14 protein-coding genes are annotated in these 17,012 nt (G+C 55.5%); 13 read left to right on the forward strand and 1 reads right to left on the reverse strand.

All coding sequences use genetic code 11. The annotated features are described in order from the left end of the window. The first annotated feature begins 20 nt into the window (after positions 1-20). The 6 genes from AYI87_RS06315 (at position 21) to AYI87_RS06340 (ending at position 5,564) form a co-directional block, all read left to right on the forward strand. Entirely contained in the window at positions 21-1,862 is a 1,842-nt protein-coding gene (locus AYI87_RS06315; RefSeq protein ID WP_144200537.1) for a DUF885 domain-containing protein, read from the forward strand. Positions 1,863-1,953: 91 nt separating this feature from the next. Beyond that, entirely contained in the window at positions 1,954-2,232 is a 279-nt protein-coding gene (locus AYI87_RS06320; protein ID WP_011866267.1) for a peptidylprolyl isomerase, read from the forward strand. A 7-nt stretch (positions 2,233-2,239) separates the two neighbouring features. Then, complete coding sequence (locus AYI87_RS06325; RefSeq protein ID WP_186300577.1) at positions 2,240-2,785, forward strand: GNAT family N-acetyltransferase; 546 nt, start codon at positions 2,240-2,242, stop codon at positions 2,783-2,785. 48 nt (positions 2,786-2,833) lie between these two features. Further along, positions 2,834-3,064: an RNA-binding S4 domain-containing protein gene (locus AYI87_RS06330; RefSeq protein ID WP_186300566.1), complete on the forward strand. Its 231-nt coding sequence runs from the start codon at positions 2,834-2,836 to the stop codon at positions 3,062-3,064. A 33-nt stretch (positions 3,065-3,097) separates the two neighbouring features. Then, positions 3,098-3,484 carry a ribonuclease E inhibitor RraB gene (locus AYI87_RS06335; RefSeq protein WP_011866264.1) on the forward strand — a complete coding sequence of 129 codons (387 nt, stop codon included), beginning with the start codon at positions 3,098-3,100 and terminating at the stop codon, positions 3,482-3,484. A 109-nt stretch (positions 3,485-3,593) separates the two neighbouring features. Further along, positions 3,594-5,564, forward strand: a complete 1,971-nt coding sequence (locus AYI87_RS06340) for an NERD domain-containing protein kinase family protein (protein WP_144200541.1) — start codon at positions 3,594-3,596, stop codon at positions 5,562-5,564. A 3-nt stretch (positions 5,565-5,567) separates the two neighbouring features. Here AYI87_RS06340 and gcvA read toward each other — a convergent pair whose 3' ends face one another. After that, complete coding sequence (gene gcvA, locus AYI87_RS06345) at positions 5,568-6,491, reverse strand: transcriptional regulator GcvA (RefSeq protein WP_144200543.1); 924 nt, start codon at positions 6,489-6,491, stop codon at positions 5,568-5,570. Between the two features lie 110 nt (positions 6,492-6,601). On the opposite strand from gcvA, the gene AYI87_RS06350 reads away from it, so the two are divergent. From AYI87_RS06350 to yghU, 7 genes are all read left to right on the forward strand, one after another. Next, positions 6,602-7,366, forward strand: a complete 765-nt coding sequence (locus AYI87_RS06350; protein ID WP_144200544.1) for a TSUP family transporter — start codon at positions 6,602-6,604, stop codon at positions 7,364-7,366. Between the two features lie 299 nt (positions 7,367-7,665). Then, complete coding sequence (locus AYI87_RS06355; protein ID WP_144200546.1) at positions 7,666-9,810, forward strand: hypothetical protein; 2,145 nt, start codon at positions 7,666-7,668, stop codon at positions 9,808-9,810. A 9-nt stretch (positions 9,811-9,819) separates the two neighbouring features. Further along, positions 9,820-11,610, forward strand: coding sequence for a toxin-antitoxin system YwqK family antitoxin (locus tag AYI87_RS06360; protein ID WP_186300567.1), 1,791 nt, complete (start codon positions 9,820-9,822; stop codon positions 11,608-11,610). A 119-nt stretch (positions 11,611-11,729) separates the two neighbouring features. Then, complete coding sequence (locus tag AYI87_RS06365; RefSeq protein WP_144200550.1) at positions 11,730-14,048, forward strand: toxin-antitoxin system YwqK family antitoxin; 2,319 nt, start codon at positions 11,730-11,732, stop codon at positions 14,046-14,048. Positions 14,049-14,158: 110 nt separating this feature from the next. Then, positions 14,159-15,202, forward strand: a complete 1,044-nt coding sequence (locus tag AYI87_RS06370) for a toxin-antitoxin system YwqK family antitoxin (RefSeq protein ID WP_144200552.1) — start codon at positions 14,159-14,161, stop codon at positions 15,200-15,202. A gap of 139 nt (positions 15,203-15,341) precedes the next feature. Beyond that, positions 15,342-15,671: a hypothetical protein gene (locus tag AYI87_RS06375; protein ID WP_186300568.1), complete on the forward strand. Its 330-nt coding sequence runs from the start codon at positions 15,342-15,344 to the stop codon at positions 15,669-15,671. 280 nt (positions 15,672-15,951) lie between these two features. Next, a complete protein-coding gene (gene yghU, locus AYI87_RS06380) occupies positions 15,952-16,812 on the forward strand; it encodes a glutathione-dependent disulfide-bond oxidoreductase (RefSeq protein WP_144200554.1) in 861 nt (286 codons plus the stop codon). The last annotated feature ends 200 nt before the right edge of the window (positions 16,813-17,012 follow it).

Raw genomic sequence — 17,012 nt, forward strand, 5'->3', positions numbered from 1 at the left:
ATATGAAGGATATAACTCGAATGAACAAAACGCTTCTCGCATTGACGATATCAGCTTTAGTGGCCGTGGTGGGCTGCTCAGACAAGGAAACCAGTGCAAGCCAGGCCAAGAGCAATGCCCCTGCTCCAGAACAGACTGTGGCGCCTCAGGCACAAAGCGCAGAGCAGGAATACCTCGCCTTAGTGGATCGTTATTTCAACGACATGCTCAAACTAGAGCCAATGTACGCCACCTTTGTCGGCGTCAATGACTACAACGACCAATTTGGCGGCGATCTGACCGAGGAGTATCTCAAGTCGCGTCACGAGCTTAACAGTCGCTACCTGAAGGCGGTAAAGGCCATAGATCGCAGCGCCTTACCCGAGCCGCTGCAGCTGAGCTACGACATGTTTACCTATGACAGAAACATGGCGCTGGTGTCCGAGACCTTCCCATCCTATTTCATGCCGATGAACCAGTTCTACAGCACAGTCATTACCATGGTGCAGCTGGGCAGCGGTGAGAGTGCTCAGCCATTTAACACGGTTAAAGACTATGAAAACTGGCTATCGCGTCTATCGGGCTTCATCAACTGGACTAAGTTGGCCCAGGCACGCATGGACGAGGGGATTGCCAGCAAGGCCGTGCTACCAAGAGTCTTGGTCGAGCGCATCATTCCGCAGTTGGATGCCCAGTTAGTCGAGCAGCCGAGCGACAGCCTTTTCTATGCGCCTATCACTAATCTGCCCGAGAGCTTTAGTGAAGAGGAAAAGCAGAAGCTTACTCAGCAATATGACACTCTGATCGGCAAAGAGCTGATCCCAGCACTAGCGTCGCTGAAGCAATATTTCCAGGAAACCTATCTGCCTGTGGCCAGAGCCAGCGATGGTTGGTGGGGGCTGCCTAACGGTAAACTCTGGTACCAGCACCTAGCCAATGCCCACACCACGACCACCATGCCGGTCGATGAGATCCATCAGATTGGCCTTAATGAGGTGGCGCGTATTCTCAGTGAGATGGATAAGGTGAGAGAGCAGGTGGGCTTCAAGGGCGATCTCAAGGCCTTCTTTGCTTCACTATCTTCTGAGCCGCAATACTTCTTTAGCGAGCGTCAGGGGCTGATCGATGGCTACATGGTACTGAAGGACAAGATCAACGCCGTATTGCCTAACTACTTCAATGTCATGCCTAAGGCCGACTATGTGGTCAAGCCGGTTGAGAGCTTCCGCGAGCAGTCAGCGGCCGGTGCATCTTACGAGGCACCAGCGGTCGATGGTTCACGTCCTGGCGTCTTCTACATCAACACCTACAACCTGAAGGCGCAGCCTAAGTGGGGGATGACGACGCTGTCACTGCACGAAGCGGCACCTGGGCATCACTTCCAGATCGCCATCAAGCAGGAGCTGTCCGGTGTGCCCGAGTTCCAACGCTTTAGCGGCTATACCGCCTTCGAAGAGGGCTGGGCATTGTACGCCGAGTATCTCGGCATCGAGATGGGCCTGTTTGAAGACCCTTACCAGTATTTCGGTAAGCTATCCGATGAGATGCTGCGCGCCATGCGTCTGGTGGTAGACACTGGCCTGCACGCCAAGGGTTGGAGCCGCGAGCAGGCTATTCAGTATATGAAGGATAACTCGCCGATGGCCGAGACCGACATCATCGCCGAGGTCGAGCGCTACATGGCGATCCCAGGTCAAGCCCTCTCATACAAGGTGGGACAGCTGAAAATCTTGGCCCTGCGCGCCGAGGCGGAAAAGGCTTTGGGCGACAAGTTCGATCTCAAAGGGTTCCACGATCAGATCTTAACCTCAGGCTCGCTGCCGATGGCGGTAATGGAGCAAAAAATCCACCGTTGGATAAAAGCTCAGGGCGCTAAAGCATAATCTGAGGGTTACACCTTTTTAAACCCAGCAAATGTTTTATACTTGCTGGGTTTTATTTTATTCATTTTTAGGGAAATCAAAGGAGTGCCACATGGTACAAGCAACAGCACGTCATCTATTGGTTAGCAGCGAAGAAGAGTGCGCACAGATCAAGCAGCAGATCTTAGACGGCGCAGATTTCGGTGAGATGGCCAAGGCTCATTCCTCTTGTCCGTCAGGGGCGCAGGGCGGCGACCTGGGTTCTTTCGGTCCAGGCATGATGGTACGTGAGTTCGACGAGGTGGTCTTCAGTGCGCCGCTAAACGAAGTGCAAGGCCCAGTTAAGACCCAGTTCGGCTACCACCTACTCGAAGTGACCAGCCGCGGTTAATCTCTTGATTGTCGAGTTATATACAGACAACTTAAAGATCCGCTCGCTCATGCCTGAGGACTGGCCACACTTCTTGTCGGTCCATCAGGATGAGCGGCAAAGTCGCTATGTCAGGGCGCCTCAAACCGAACCTGTCTTACGGGAGAAGTTTGAGCAGCGTCTCGCGCCCTGGGATTACGAGTCTGGCGCCTGGCTGACCCTGGTTATCGAAACCATTGAGGATGGTGAGTTTATCGGCTTTACCGGCTTTTACGGTGTCGATACCAGTCTGGGTCAGGTCGAGGTGGGCTATATGCTAAGCAATAGTGGCCAGGGGCGCGGTTATGCCACCGAGAGCCTCAGGGCGGTGATCGATTGGGCCTGTCTGCAGTTTAATGCCCATAAATTTATCGCGCTTTGTACTGACCAGAATCTGGCCTCGGCCCGGGTGCTTGAGAAGTGTGGCTTCGTCCTTGAGGGCACCTTAAGGCATAACTTCAGGCTAAATGATGCCTGGGTGGACGATCGCTATTATGGATTGCTCGCCTCGGAGCGCAGTGATAGCCCGCAATAGGCCAGAGTGATATACTCCCGCCGACTCAGTTAAATAAAGGTAGTTAGCGTGACCACAGAAGCCCAAACCTTAACCCTGTTACCGGGTGAAGAGTTTATCGAACTCTATAAAGTATTGAAGGTGCAATCCATGACCTCAGCTGGCGGCGAAGCCAAGATGGTGATCAGCGAAGGCCTGGTGACCGTCGACGGTGAAGTCGAGACCCGTAAACGTAAGAAGGTGATTGCCGGACAGGTGGTCAGCTACAACGGCGAAAGCGTGACAATCGTCGCTGAGTGATTCGTCGCCAAGAGATCCAGAAGGAGTCAAACTATGCAGTTCCCAGATGATGATAATGGCAAGATGTTAGCCGCCATGGCCGAGGCCGGTATCGATTTAACCAAGGCCTTGGATGTGGATTTTTTCCTGATCTTTGACGATCAGCGCGACGCCGAATCTGCGGTGGAAGAACTTTCCCAATCAGAGCTCGAAGGTGAGTTGGAGTTACACCTCAACGACGAGCTCGGCAAGTGGGAATTGATTGTCTGCATCAACATGGTGCCGGAATATCAGGCCATCGTCGATCAGGAGGTTGAGCTCAACGAGTTTGCCGCCGAGTTCGGTGGGGCGACTGACGGCTGGGGCGTGATGCAGCATCAGGAAGGTGACGATGAGTTTGCCGACCATGACCATGAATGCGATGACGACTGTCATCATTAATCGCGACTAATTTTAAAAGCAACTAATTTATTAAGCCACTATTTATAGTGGCTTTTTTTTGCTGTAACGTAAGCTACAGGATAAGCAAGCCTGGTATTAGGGAGAGCAGATGGCGAAGCAGATCAGTTTTGGGACCCCGGTTAATGACGCCGAGCGCTGGGCATTTGCCATGCTGGCCGACGAGTTGCCTGACAACTACATCTTGTTGACCAATGTGGAGATCCCCACCAAGTCGGGACAGGCGATGGAGGTCGACGCACTGGTGATCGGCGAGTGGGGCGTCTATGTGGTCGATGTGAAGGGCTATATCGGCCGCCTGGACGCCGGTCTGCATGCCTGGTCGCTCGATGGCCGTCAGGTAGATAACAGCCTGGCCAAGGCCAACTATGTGGCCCGTGTGCTGGCGGGCAACGTCAAACACAAGATCCCCGTGGGCGTCTATGCCCCCTGGTGCCAGGGGATGGTGTTCGTCACCGGACGAAAAGGCGAGGAGATTGAGCTTGAGAAACAGCAGGGCTCTTTGAGCATCTATACCCCGAGTCAGATCGTTGCCGCGCTGACTAAGGAGTGGGGCCTCACGGCGCCGCGTAAGCATCAGGTGACCGACAAGCAGAAACAGATGGTGCTTGAGACCATAGGCCAGGTGGCCCTGGTTGAGCAGCGCAACAATAAGATCCAGGATTTCGTTAAGCTCAAGTGTCTCTTCATCCAGAGCGGCCTTGAGGTGTGGCAGGCGGAGTACAGCCCCGGCGGTTGGACGGCGCCCTGGCTGCTCAAGGTATTAGTGCCGACTCAGTTTGAGAACAGCGATGAGTCGCTGCAATATGAGCTGCGTCTGCGCGATGAGTTTAAGCGCTTGCAGACTCTGGCTGGTTGTAGCGGTGTGCCGCAATGCGCGCCGCTTATTCAAGATGGCGAGCAGTTGGTGTTGCCCATTCGGATGCCACGGGGCGTACCGCTGGATGTGCTCGAACATGAGCAGTTAACCACCTATCAGCTACTGGAGATCCTGCGCCGCGCCGTCTCTGGCTTGCAGCAGATCCATCGCCGAGGAGTCACGGTTGGCGGCTGGCAGAGTAACTGTCTGTTCGTCTCGGATCTCGGCGATGTCGAGTTTATCGATATCAAGGACAACCTCAATGCCAGCCAAGATATCGCCGCCTTCGCCGCCAGTTTTCTTTCATTGGCGGAGCAGACCCGTCAGCCGAGGATCTATCAATGGTTTCGCCAGGCCGCCAGTGGAGGTACCACAGATCTGGACATGATCCGCTGTGATATCGCGGCATTGATCGACAACGGCGTTTGCGACACCCTGCCGGAGCGGATCGAAATTGCCAGCGGCGCCATTATCGATCATCACTATCAGCTGGAGCAGTTCATCGCCGCCACAGAGCACAGCCAGTTCTGGCGCGCGCGCCATCTTCAGGGCAATTATCCCTGCGGCGTCTCCATCTATGCCAAGGTGGAGACCGACTGGCTGATGCTCAGCAGCCTCTATCGCAGTCTGTCGAAACTCTATCACCCCCACGTGGAGCAAGTGCTGAATTTCGGCCAGCTGCCCCAGAGCGATGAGCTGTTTATCAGCCGCGCCTGGGAGCGCGGCGTGTCGCTGGATGAGCTGAGCGATATTCAGCTTGGGCAACCGGCAACCTGGTTTACTCAGTTATTGTCGGCGCTGCAGTATCTGCATCAGATGGATATTTATCACGGCGCCATCTGCCCGAAAAACATCATCTGCAGCGACGATAAGGCCGTACTGGTGAACTTCGGCATAGGGCTGGATATCGCCACCAGTCATTATGCTCGCCGTTACGCCGACCCTCAGCTGTGGGCTGCCGAAGGGGAGGCGGAGAAGGACCTCTACGGTCTGGTGGCAAGCTTTATCGCCACCCTGACGCCGGTCAAACTCCAGGGAGATGGTGGTCAGGCCGGGATCATCAAGGCGCTGCATGCCTTCGACCGGGAGTGGTTTGGCGAGAAGACCTTCGATACCTGCCTCAAGGTGCTCAACTTCGAGTTCGATGTGGGCCAGGGCGTTAACTATCTCGAGGCCTTCGACGCGAGCGATCTGCTCGAGTAAGTTCTAGCTTAGATCGTCGCTTTGGTGGCGGTATGGGGCAAAGATCTCCAGCAGCCAGTCGATAAAGGCCTGGACCTTGAGTGGTCGCTCACTTTGCTTTGACGGCGGTAGATTAGGCGTCAACACATAGTAGGCGTAGGGGCTGGTAAATTGGGTAGCTAAGGGGAGCACCAGGCTGCCCTCTGCCAGCTCCTTTTCGATGAAGAAGCGGGGGATCAGGGCAAGCCCCATGCCACTGACCGCCGCCTGACTCAGCATATAAAAGTGCTCCATCCCCAACATCTTGTCTGTGGTCAGCTTAAGTCCCACCTTCTCGGCCCACAGTGGCCAAAGCTCGGGGCGGGTGGTGTGCTTCAGTAACGTCTGACGATTGATAGCTTGAAGGCTGTCTATCTGCTCGGCAAGCTGCGGCGCGCAGACCAGGCAGAGATCTTCATCCATCAACTTGAGTACATGGCAATGGGTCGGGCGCACCGTGGCGCTACGAATGGCCACATCATACTTATCCCGCTTGAAATCCACCTGAAAGTCGCCGATGGAGAGATCCACATAGAGGTGGGGATGGCGGGCCTTAAACTCCTCGAGCCTCGGGATCAACCAGTTAATGGTGAGGCTGGGCAGGACGTTGATCGACAGTGCCTGCGCGATACCCGGTTGTGACCTCAGCTCCTCTGTGGCTTGGCTGATGCTTTGCAGTGCGCTGCTGATATGGCGCAGGTAACGCTCGCCCTCAGGCGTGAGACTGAGCTGTCTATGTTGGCGGCTGAACAGGCTGACATCTAGGTAAGACTCTAGTGTTTTTATCTGCTTACTGATGGCGCCATGAGTGACAAAGAGTTCATTCCCGGCGCGGGTAAAGCTTAGGTGCCTTGCCGCCGACTCGAAGGCGCGCAGGGCATTGAGGGGCGGGAGTGTCAGTTGATTCATCTTCTGTTTGTGAGATTATTTCACACTAAGGCGAGGATAACTCCTTTGCTAAATGTATGCAAAGCGCGTTTAATAGCGGCCAATTGTGAATAAACCTTTATAGAGTCCCCATGTCCCTCGAAATGAGTTATGAACTGATGGCACTGCTGTTTGCGGTAGCCGCCCTGGCCGGTTTTATCGATGCCATCGCCGGAGGCGGCGGCCTGATCACCATTCCTGCGCTCATGTGGGCTGGCCTGCCACCCACGGCGGCGCTGGCGACCAATAAGCTACAGGCCTGTGGCGGCAGTTTCTTTGCCAGTTTCTACTTCGTGCGTAAGGGAATGGTGGATCTCGGTAAGATGAAATTGGCCATCTGCTGCGCCTTTCTTGGCGCAGCACTAGGGACGGTGGCGGTGCAGCTTATCGATACCAGTGTGCTTAAGCTGCTGCTGCCCTTCTTGATCCTGGCAATCGGCTGCTACTTCCTATTTTCCAAGTCCATCAGTGAAGAGGATAAGCATCAGGTGATGTCGCCAACCCTCTTTGGCCTGACGGCCGCGTTAGGGGTAGGCTTCTACGATGGTTTCTTCGGTCCGGGCACCGGCAGTTTCTTCGCCCTGGCCTTCGTGTCGCTCGCCGGATACGGGCTGGCGAAGGCGACAGCCCATGCCAAGGTGCTCAATTTTTCTACCAACATCGCCTCGCTGATCTTCTTCGCCCTAGGCGGCAAGGTGCTCTGGCTGCTGGGCGGCGTGATGCTACTGGGTCAGGCGATTGGCGCTACCTTGGGTTCGCGCATGGTGGTGACTAAGGGCAGTAAGATCATCCGCCCGCTGGTGGTGACCATGTCGATCGCCATGAGTGGCAAGTTGTTGCTGGAGCATTATCTATAGTCTTTTCTCTGACATAAGAGGGCTGTTGTCGCCGTAAGTCAGTGACTTAGGGGAGCTGACAGCGGAAATCGAATGCTGTGTATTTCACCTGAGTTTTGTGTAGAATGGCTGGAGGTTTAGTTTAATCTCATTACATTTCAGTAACATGCAAAGCCAGGGAAGTTAGGATGGCCTTTAGCCAAAACAGGATTGTTTGTACGGCATTGACGCTCTGTTTGAGCCTGTTCGCGTCTCAGAGTCATTATTGTGAGGCGAATAGCAGGGAAACGGATGCCCGCCCCCATGAATATCAAGTCACCATGAGTACCCTCTATGTTCATGGTGACAGCCAGCAAGTCGGCGTCCGGGCCCGGGCGCTCCTCAACTATCAAACAGATTCGACGGCAAGTAGCAGCAATGGCGTCAGCCTCTCTGTCATCCCGACTATGCTGCAGTATCAAGACCCTGGCTATCGACTCAATATCAATAGTTTCGATGATGCCGGCCGCCGCGCGGCGCTGGCCAAAATAGTGCGCAAGGGGATGCGGTTAAGCGTCGCTGACAAGGTCGCTACAAGCCAAAGTCAGGTGCGTTTCAAGGCCCAGGATGAGTGGGATGCCTATCTGGCGAAGCAGGGCAAAGAGGCAACCAGGGCGCTGGCGCCGTTTAAATCCCTGTTCACGCTCAATCCACTCATTCCCCTGGCTCAAAGGGAAGCAAAGGCGCCTAGTGTGGGTGACACCCTTAAGCTCGGTAATTTCATTCAAACGGATACAGACGCGTTAGCCCCCTGGCAGATAACCGCCATCGAGGGGCAGTGGGTGACGGCGACACTCGAGCAGAGCCGAGTGCAACAAGGAATAGAAAACCGGCACTATGGCCTGCTGAGGTTCAACAGGCATACCGGCTGGCTAGATAGGCTCTTGTTGGTGGAACAGCAGGAGAAAGGCGATAGGAGGCAGACGCGTCGCTGGCTGCTGGCACCTAAATCGACTCTCTATGTGAGCGACATGCTGTGGCAGGATGATGGAAGCACTATCGATGATAGTGGCTTCCCCCTTGAACCTGAAGACGATCTCTTTGAGATCCCAACCTTGCCCATGACGCCAGACGATCCTGATGCTAGCCTCCCTATGATGGAGCCAGACCAAGGGATCATGTCAGCGGGTTGGGGCGGTGATGATATCGAGCTGCGCTATATTCATGGCCTAGTCGCGGGGGACTTTGCCACCTCGGTCGAATACCAAAATATCCAGCTTATCGACTGGGGGGACAGAGAGATAGATCTGCCCTTGTGGCGTCATAGTGCCCGGGGCGCCAGCGTCCTGGAGGGTGTGGTCAGTTCAGGGGTTAATCTGCTGCCGCTCGGTTGGGGTGAAAGCCGGGCCAAGTTGGAGGAGCTTTATCAGATCCGCGCCGAGGTGAGTTTTACTCCGGTACGCACTTACACTGAGCAAGTCTCCTGGCAAGCGCTGTTGAAGCAGCCTTATCGCTTCGGCGAGGCGACGCTAACACTCGATGCACTGAATAAACCCGGTCGCTATCGCCTGGTTGTGACTAATCGTGGAGTTAATAGCCTGTCGCCTGACTTCAATGGTCTAAACGGCAAGTTGGGCTTCGAAGCGCCAGTAGGTCAGGGGCCTAAGTGGCTGACGAGCACAGAGCAACTCTTGCTCGATGAACTCTTTTTTCGCGAGCAGGCCTCTCATGTCTACATCTTGCAGTTAGCCCAGGTGCCCACATCACTCTCAATCCTCCATGGCGAGCAGTTAAGAGATAGGGTGACGACTAAAGCAATCACCTTCGTGACTCAGTCAGACTATGAGGCGAACCTCGCCAATCCACCGCTAACGCCAGCCTCAAGGGGCAGCTTTGACAGCGATGCATCTGCTAAGTCGAGAGAGAGATGGCAGTTCGCTGAGCCATCGGTCGTCTCGCGCACAGGTAACGATCTCTATATTCCCATGCCGACCGCCCTTTCCGAGGTGTGTCGGCCGCAGATAGATAAAGGATTTGATGAGGTCGGTAAGCCGGTGCAGTGGCGCCTTATCGATAACGGTCAGGGGCGGAGCGCCTATGTGCTGGCTAGCCAAGATGGCAGCCGGCGCTATTTCTACGACAAAAGCATCAAGGGCAGCATTGTCTGTCAGGGGCGCCCCCAGTGGCAGAGTATTGGGCAGGGCGATAAGCGTCGTCCCTGGCTGGTGGACCTCACTCCCTGGCTATCTAATCTGGATAAGCGCAAGGCTAAGGTGAGTCGTTTATATCGTTCGCTGCTGATAACAGACGCCGAAGGGCGACCACTGTCGCCGCGTCTGCCTAAGGATGCCGAGGGGCTGGAGAAGGCCTTGGTTGAGGGGCGTTTTCTCAGCGTCGATGGCGTGGCGAGCAGCGCGGCCTATCTCGCCATCGACGATGAGCCGCTGAGCTCCCCCTATCAGTTCAAGTTCAAGCCACTGCCCTAGGAGATGAGTATGCAGCGTATCTTACTGTTTGTGCTCGTCTTGTGTGTAAGCTTGGGCGCCGCCGAAGCAAGCAACTGGCTCGATAAGGACTGGCAACCGACCGAGCTAAAGAGCGAGGCCAAGTTTTATCTCAAGAAACCGCTCGAGCCTCTGCCCGGTTTCTCCCACGGGCGGTTTCGCTTCGAGCCCTATTATCTCGGCACCAAGGTCAAGCAATTTAGTGGCGCCCTAAGCAGTGACCGCCTGGGAGATGAGGGCACTCATCCCCTGGGACCTTATAGATTCTTCGCCAGCGATGGCACCCTGGTCGAGCAGGGCGAGTTTAATGACCTGGGTCAGCGCCAAGGCTTGGTGAAGATTTACGATGAGGATGGAAAGCTTAGCTGCGACTGCCAGTTCGATAGGGGCGAGAGAGAAGGCACGCAGAAAGAGTATTACCCAACAGGCGAGCTTAAGCGCGAGTCTGTTTATCACCAGGGCAAGCCTGTGCAGCAGGAGATGGTCTATACGCCGACCGGGGCGCCGGTGCGAGTCCTCTGCCATACCGGGCAGTGCAGTGACCGCTTCTATAACCCGCAGGGTCAGCTGACTATGGAAAGCCAGAAGCGCGATGGGCGCAAGCATGGCACCGAAACCTTTTGGCAGGATGGCAAGGTGGAGGTGACCCAGGACTATCGTAACGGCAAGGAGGAGGGCGATTACTTTGCCTATTTTAAAAGCGGTCAGCTCAAGCAGCATCACAGATGGAAAAATGGAGTCAAGACGGGCGAGCAGCTGAACTATTTCGAAGATGGTCGCCTGGCCAAACGCGAGATCCTCGATGAGCGTGGCCGCACGGAGAGCTTGGTTGAGTATCGCGACAATGGTGAGCGCTATCTCGAGGTGGAATATCGCTACCTCGCCGATGGCGACCGCCAGGAGGTGAGACGCTTTTATCAAAAAGAGGTCTTGGTCAAGCAGATAGAGCAACACAAGCTGAGGCAGTGGCGTCTGGTTAGCCAGTATCTTGAGGGCGAGACGATAGGCCGCGAGGAGACACTGGCGGGTAAACTCACCGGATTAAAAATTGAGGCCAAGCTTGGCGGTAACAACAGGTTTGGCGGGAGCAAAAGGCTTGGCGCGAACAATAGCCACGCCGCTAATAATAACCACAGCCGGAGCAATCAAGTCGCCTGGATAGAGAAGATCCACTATCTCGATGGCGTGAAGCAGGGAAAGGCCGAGAAACGAAGCGGCGATGGCAGGCTCATCTATCAGGGAGAATATGCCGCCGATAACCAGGTGGGTGATTGGGTGATGCAGAGCCGCGAGATGCGCACCCAGTGCCACTATAACCGTCATGGCCGGCTCGATGGCGAGTATCTATCCCTGGGGGAGGCGGGTCAGGTGTTGGAGCGAATCCACTATCGCGATGGCGAGCTCATCGGCAAATTTGAGCGCTTCTATAGCGACGGCGAGATCTACGCGCGTGGCCAATATCTTAACGGTCAGCGTGACGGCGATTGGATAGTGCCGCCGAGCGAGGGGGATTATTCGCCGCGCCCCGTGGCTAGGCGCGAGTATTGGCAAGGCCGATATCGGGCAGGTAAGCAGGTGGGGAAATGGCAGCGTTTCAGCGCCCAGGGCTATAGGCTGGCGATCGCAAGCTTCGATGAGCAGGGGCGCCTGCATGGTACTCAGTATGCGTTTTATGATGATGGCGCCCTGAGTAAGCGCAGCGAATATCGCCACGGCGAGTTGGTGGCGGCTGAACAAAGCTGGCCCTATCGCACTCAGCATGAGCTGATCTTTCGGCGATAACAGCAGGGCCTGGCTGCGCCCAGCATTATTCAGTAAATATTATTTTTTAGACGTCTTTTAGAAACATGTTTTTAGGAACATATCGTTCGGAACAGATAGTTAGGAACAAGGAAGCTCATATGCACTCTAATCGCGCTTATTCTGTGTTGTTGGCTGGGATCGGCCTGGGCGTGTCTAGCTTTATCGCCAGCCCCGTGGCGGCGAGTCAGAATCTTTCCTGTCTGATGGTGGAGATCCGCCAGCAGGAAGGGATTGCCACCTACTATAACCTGGCCACCGGCATGGCGCTGAGTGGTCAGGTGACCCTAGTGCGAGATAATCAAGGCTATACCCTGGGGGAGTTTGCACAGGGCGTGCCCAATGGTCGCTGGCAGGTCTATCTGCCCAACAATCAGAAGTTGGTGGACGGTGAGTATGTCAGTGGCCTGCAATCGGGACGCTGGCAGCTGTTTAACCCAAATGGTGAGCTGAGTGAGGAGCAGTTCTATCTCAACGGCGTGCCAAGCGGCGAGTGGGCCGAATATGATGACATGGGTAATCTGTATCAGAAGACGGTCTATGAGGCCGGAGTAAAGACCCAGGTGCTGCGCTATTTCGCCAGCGGTAAGCTTAAGGCCAAAGAGACCTATGTCGATAATCTGCGCCACGGAGTGTGGGAGACCTACCATGCCAACGGCATGCTGGCTCAGCGCCAGCAGTATGCCAACAACCAGTTGTCCGGCCCTTATCTTGCGCAAAACAGCGAGGGGCAGGTGATTGAGACTGGCACGCTAGATGCCACTGGCGAGCGCCAGGGCCGCTGGCAGACGTTCTATGATGATGGCACGCCTGAGCGCGACGAGCATTACGTCGCCGGTCGCCTGCACGGCGAGAGTCTAAGCTACTATCCCAATGGCCAGTTATCGCTGCAGGGGCAGTATAGTGAGGATCTGCGCCAGGGCACTCTGGTGCATTACAGCGACACCGGGGTCAAGCTCGAGGAGGAAAACTACCTCGATGGCGAACATAACGGCATTCAGCGCTATTTTAACCGCGCCGGTATCCTGGTGAGCGAGCTGAACTATAAGGCAGGGCTGCAGGCGGGCGAGCAGAAGACCTATTTTGACGATGGTAAACCCAAGAAGGTGATTCGCTACCAGGATCAAATTCTGGCCGACAACGGGCAGTATCCCTTGCATGGCCTGCAGCAGCGCTTCGACCCGGCGGGTAACCTGCTGGCCACTGAGCATTACGATCTGGGGCTGAAAGATGGCAAGTTCGAGACCTATCGACAGGGCAAGTTGCAGCGTCAGGAGCAGTGGCGTCAGGGCGCGCGTCATGGAGATTTCATCGCCTATTACGATAATGGCAAGCTGCGCAGCCTAGATCAGTATCAGGACAATCGCCAGACAGGCAGGGCCGAGCGCTATTTCGACGACGGCACCCTGAAGGAGCGCGGCAACCGCATCGAGGGGCAATGGGTCGGCAAATATGAATCCTTCTATGAGACGGGTAAACCCAGAGAACTTATCCATTACAGCGATGAGAAAATCGCCGGCCGTAGCCGCTATCCGCTCGATGGCGCGTTTTCCCGCTGGTATGCCAACGGCGATCTCAACGAGGCTGGCGAGTACAAGAATGGCGAGAAACAGGGTACCTGGCGTCAGTATCGTCAGGGCATAGTGAGCCGCGAGATGACCTTCGAGGCGGGCAAGCTAAACGGGCCTTACAGCGAGTTCGATAACGGACGTCGCCGGGTAACAGGTCATTATCTTGAGGATCGTAAGGAGGGCGAGTGGACCGAGTATTGCTACCAGGAGAAGGATCCCAGCTTTGGCCCCATTCCCGAGGGCAACATCTATCGCGTCAGCCATTACCGCCAGGACAAACTCGATGGCGAGCGGGCCTATTACAGCTTCAAGCAGGTGCGTTATCGCAGCGAGCAATATCAGGCGGGTGAGCTCAGCGGCCACTACAGCGAGTATTACGCCAATAACGGCCAACTCAAGCGCGAGGGCGAGATGCTAAACGGAGAGCAGGTTGGACTCTGGCAAAGCTGGTTTGAAGACGGCGTGCTGTCGGAAAGCGGCGAGTATCTTGCGGGTAAGCTTCACGGCGAGTACGCCAAATATTACCCCAATGGCCAGTTAAAGGTGCGTGCCCACTACCAGAAAGACAAGCTCAGCGGCGAGCAGCTGAGCTACTTCCAAACGGGTAAGCCCCAGGCCAAGGAGCAGTGGCTGGATGGGCAACGTGAAGGCGAGGCCAGCTATTTTCACGCTAATGGCAAGCGGGCCGAGCAGGGGGCGTTCCTGCGCTCTCGTAAGGAAGGCTTGTGGCGCGCCTACTGGCCAAGTGGTGAGCTGCGCAGCGAAGGCAGCTATATCGCCGATCGTCAGGCCGGCGACTGGGCCTTCTATGATCAATTCGGCAAGCTGATCAAGACGGAACATCACTAGATGAGAAGAAGATACGTGCCACCTATACAAAGGACGCTGGAACAGATCAATTCGAGTAAAGCCGGAACAAGCACTCGAGCGAAGCAGAAACAAGATGGAGCCGGGATAAGATGAAGCCTGGCGTCAAGCTTATCTCTCCGGCGTTCTTGGCCTTCTTGCTGTTACCCGGCTGTCATCAGGCGCCTCAGCTGCCTATAGATGAGCAGTTACTTACGCCAATCGCGTGCAGTAAGCAGCAGGTTTACGGGATCTGGGTCGAGACCGACTGCCTCACTGGCTATCGCGGCAAGCCCTTTAGCGGCATAGCGACTCGGGGCGAGCCGGCGACTTACTTTGGCGCCACCCAGTATCTCGCGGGGAAACGTCATGGATTTAGTTTCTCGGCCGAGGGCAGCCGTATCCTGTCCCAGAGTTGGTATCGCCAAGGGAAAAGAGAGGGTGAGCACTTGGACTATCATGTGCAAAGCCAGCGGCCGAAACGTCAGGTCATCTACAAGAATGGCGAGGAACAGGCGGTCGCCCTGTTCGATGAGGCTGGCATCATAGAAAGTTATCGCCGCCTGGAGGGCGATAAGACAGTCGAGTCCATCACCTATGAGCAGGGACGCCCCTGGACGCACCTCTTCTTTCAGGACGGCGAGCAGCGTGAGCGCCTGCGTCACTATTTCCCAGATGGCAGCTTGGCCAGCGACGCCCTGTTTCGTAAACAGGATCTTAAGCGGCTAAGCGAGATAACCTTCTATGCCAGCGGTAAGATAAAGACGCGCTATGCCTATGATAGGCAGAGCAATCTGGCCGCGCAGCAGACCTACTGGCCAAACGGTCGCCTTCAATCTCAGCAGCAATATGGCTTCGATCCGCTTATCGAGCGCCACGGTGAGCAGCGCCGTTTCTGTCAGTCTAGCGGCGCGCTGGAGGAGCTCGCTCACTATGAGATGGGCGTCGAGCAGGGGCGATTCGAGTCCTATCACTGCAATGGTCAGCTGATCAATGCCAAGGAGTATCGACAGGGGGTCATGGTGGATACAGAGGTGAAGACCTTCGATGAATCGGGCAACCTGATTAAACGCGAGCGCTTCGACGGCAAGGGGAAATTACTCGAGGCGTTTTACTTTAACGCTGCGGGTCAGCAGATCTATTACGAGCGGCCTTGATTCGGGTGCTATGATTCGGGGGCTATGATCCAGGGGCTATGATCCAGGGGCTATGATCCAGGTCCTGTTTTGTTAGCTAAGGGAAAGATAATATAGCCGTCTTATTTTTCGTCAGATTCGATGTGAGATTTCAACGCCCGTGACGCGCAAGCCAGATAGCACCACCGCCATGTTACAGCTGATCGATCAGGTCAAGCAGGCGATGCCGCTCAATGAGCCCGAGACCTTCGTCTGTGGCCCTCAGGGTTCCTGTATCGGTTGCCCCAAGAAGTTACTCGAGCTGATCGACAGCGAGATGCGCTATTGGGAAAGCGCCATCCAGCAGGGGGACACGCCATTACTCGGTGAGGTGAGCCGCTTCGCCAAGTTGTGCCGCAATGTGCATCGCGGACTTGCCCGCAGCGGGATCTTAGACAGGTATCAGGCCAAACAGGCCGGCGAGTCGGATGCTGATGCGGATTCGGATTAAGTCAGTCTGAAACGCCTTTTATTGAGCGAACGCCTGTCAGTTGTGGCCTAGCGGCGAATGGCGATTTTCTTTCATGCCAATTCAGTTGGCTCTATAGCCAAAGGTTCTATCCAATTGACCCCACAAGGGTTTAAATTGTCGGCATACGCCTCGAGATCACTCCAGGACAGAGTATGTCCCCAGCGGGCATGGCGCGAAGCTATCGCGAGACTATTTCGAAACTATTTCGAAACTATTGCGACGCGATCGCGACACCAACTAATAAGATAAAGGAAGCAGTATGTCAGACACCTACATTCCCCCGAAAGTGTGGACCATGGACAGCGAAAATGGCGGTACCTGGGCCAGCATCAATCGCCCCACGGCGGGCGCCCGTCATGAGGCCAAACTGCCCCAGGGCGAGCATGGTTTGCAGCTCTATTCCCTGGCGACACCCAATGGCCAGAAGGTCACCATAATGCTTGAGGAGCTTCTCGCCCTCGGCGCGGATGCCGAGTATGACGCGCATCTTATTCAGATAGGGGAGGGCGAGCAGTTCTCCAGCGGCTTCGTGGCGGTCAACCCCAACTCTAAGATCCCCGCCTTGCTGGATAAGACGGGCGATACTGAAGTCAACGTGTTCGAGTCCGGCGCAATCTTGTTCCACCTAGCTGAGAAGTATGGCCATTTCCTGCCAGCGACTGGTCCTGAGCGCACTCAGGTGCTCAACTGGCTCTTCTGGCTGCAGGGCGCTGCGCCTTACCTCGGCGGCGGCTTCGGCCATTTCTACGCCTATGCGCCGGAAAAGTTTGAGTATCCTATCAATCGTTTCTCCATGGAGGTGAAGCGTCAGCTGGATCTGCTGGACAAGCAATTGGCCGAGCACACTTATATTGCCGGGGACAACTACTCCATCGCCGACATGGCGATCTGGCCCTGGTATGGCAATCTGGTGCTGGGTCATGCCTATGACGCGGCTGAGTTCCTTGATGTCGACAGCTACGTGCATCTCAAGCGCTGGGCCGAGCAGATCGCCGCGCGGGACGCGGTGAAGCGCGGTCGCATCGTCAATCGCACCTGGGGCGAGCCCTGGGAGCAGCTGGCCGAGCGTCACAGCGCTGATGATATCGACGCCGTGCTGGCATTGACCCCGGATAAATAGCTTACGCGTACACGCTTGATAAACAGAGAAGGCCCACCCGTTAAGGTGGGTTTTTTTTATTTATAAAAAATAAAACGCTGGCCAAGAGTTTATGGCAGGCTAGGTTTTGGCCTAAGGCAATAACCATCGACTAGAAAGCCTAGGCTGGCGCATTGCCTAATGGGGTGACATTTCTTACTATAGCTTGCAGAGCTTCTCTT

It is taken from the genome of Shewanella sp. KCT (genome assembly GCF_007636505.1).
GTDB lineage: Bacteria > Pseudomonadota > Gammaproteobacteria > Enterobacterales > Shewanellaceae > Shewanella > Shewanella halotolerans.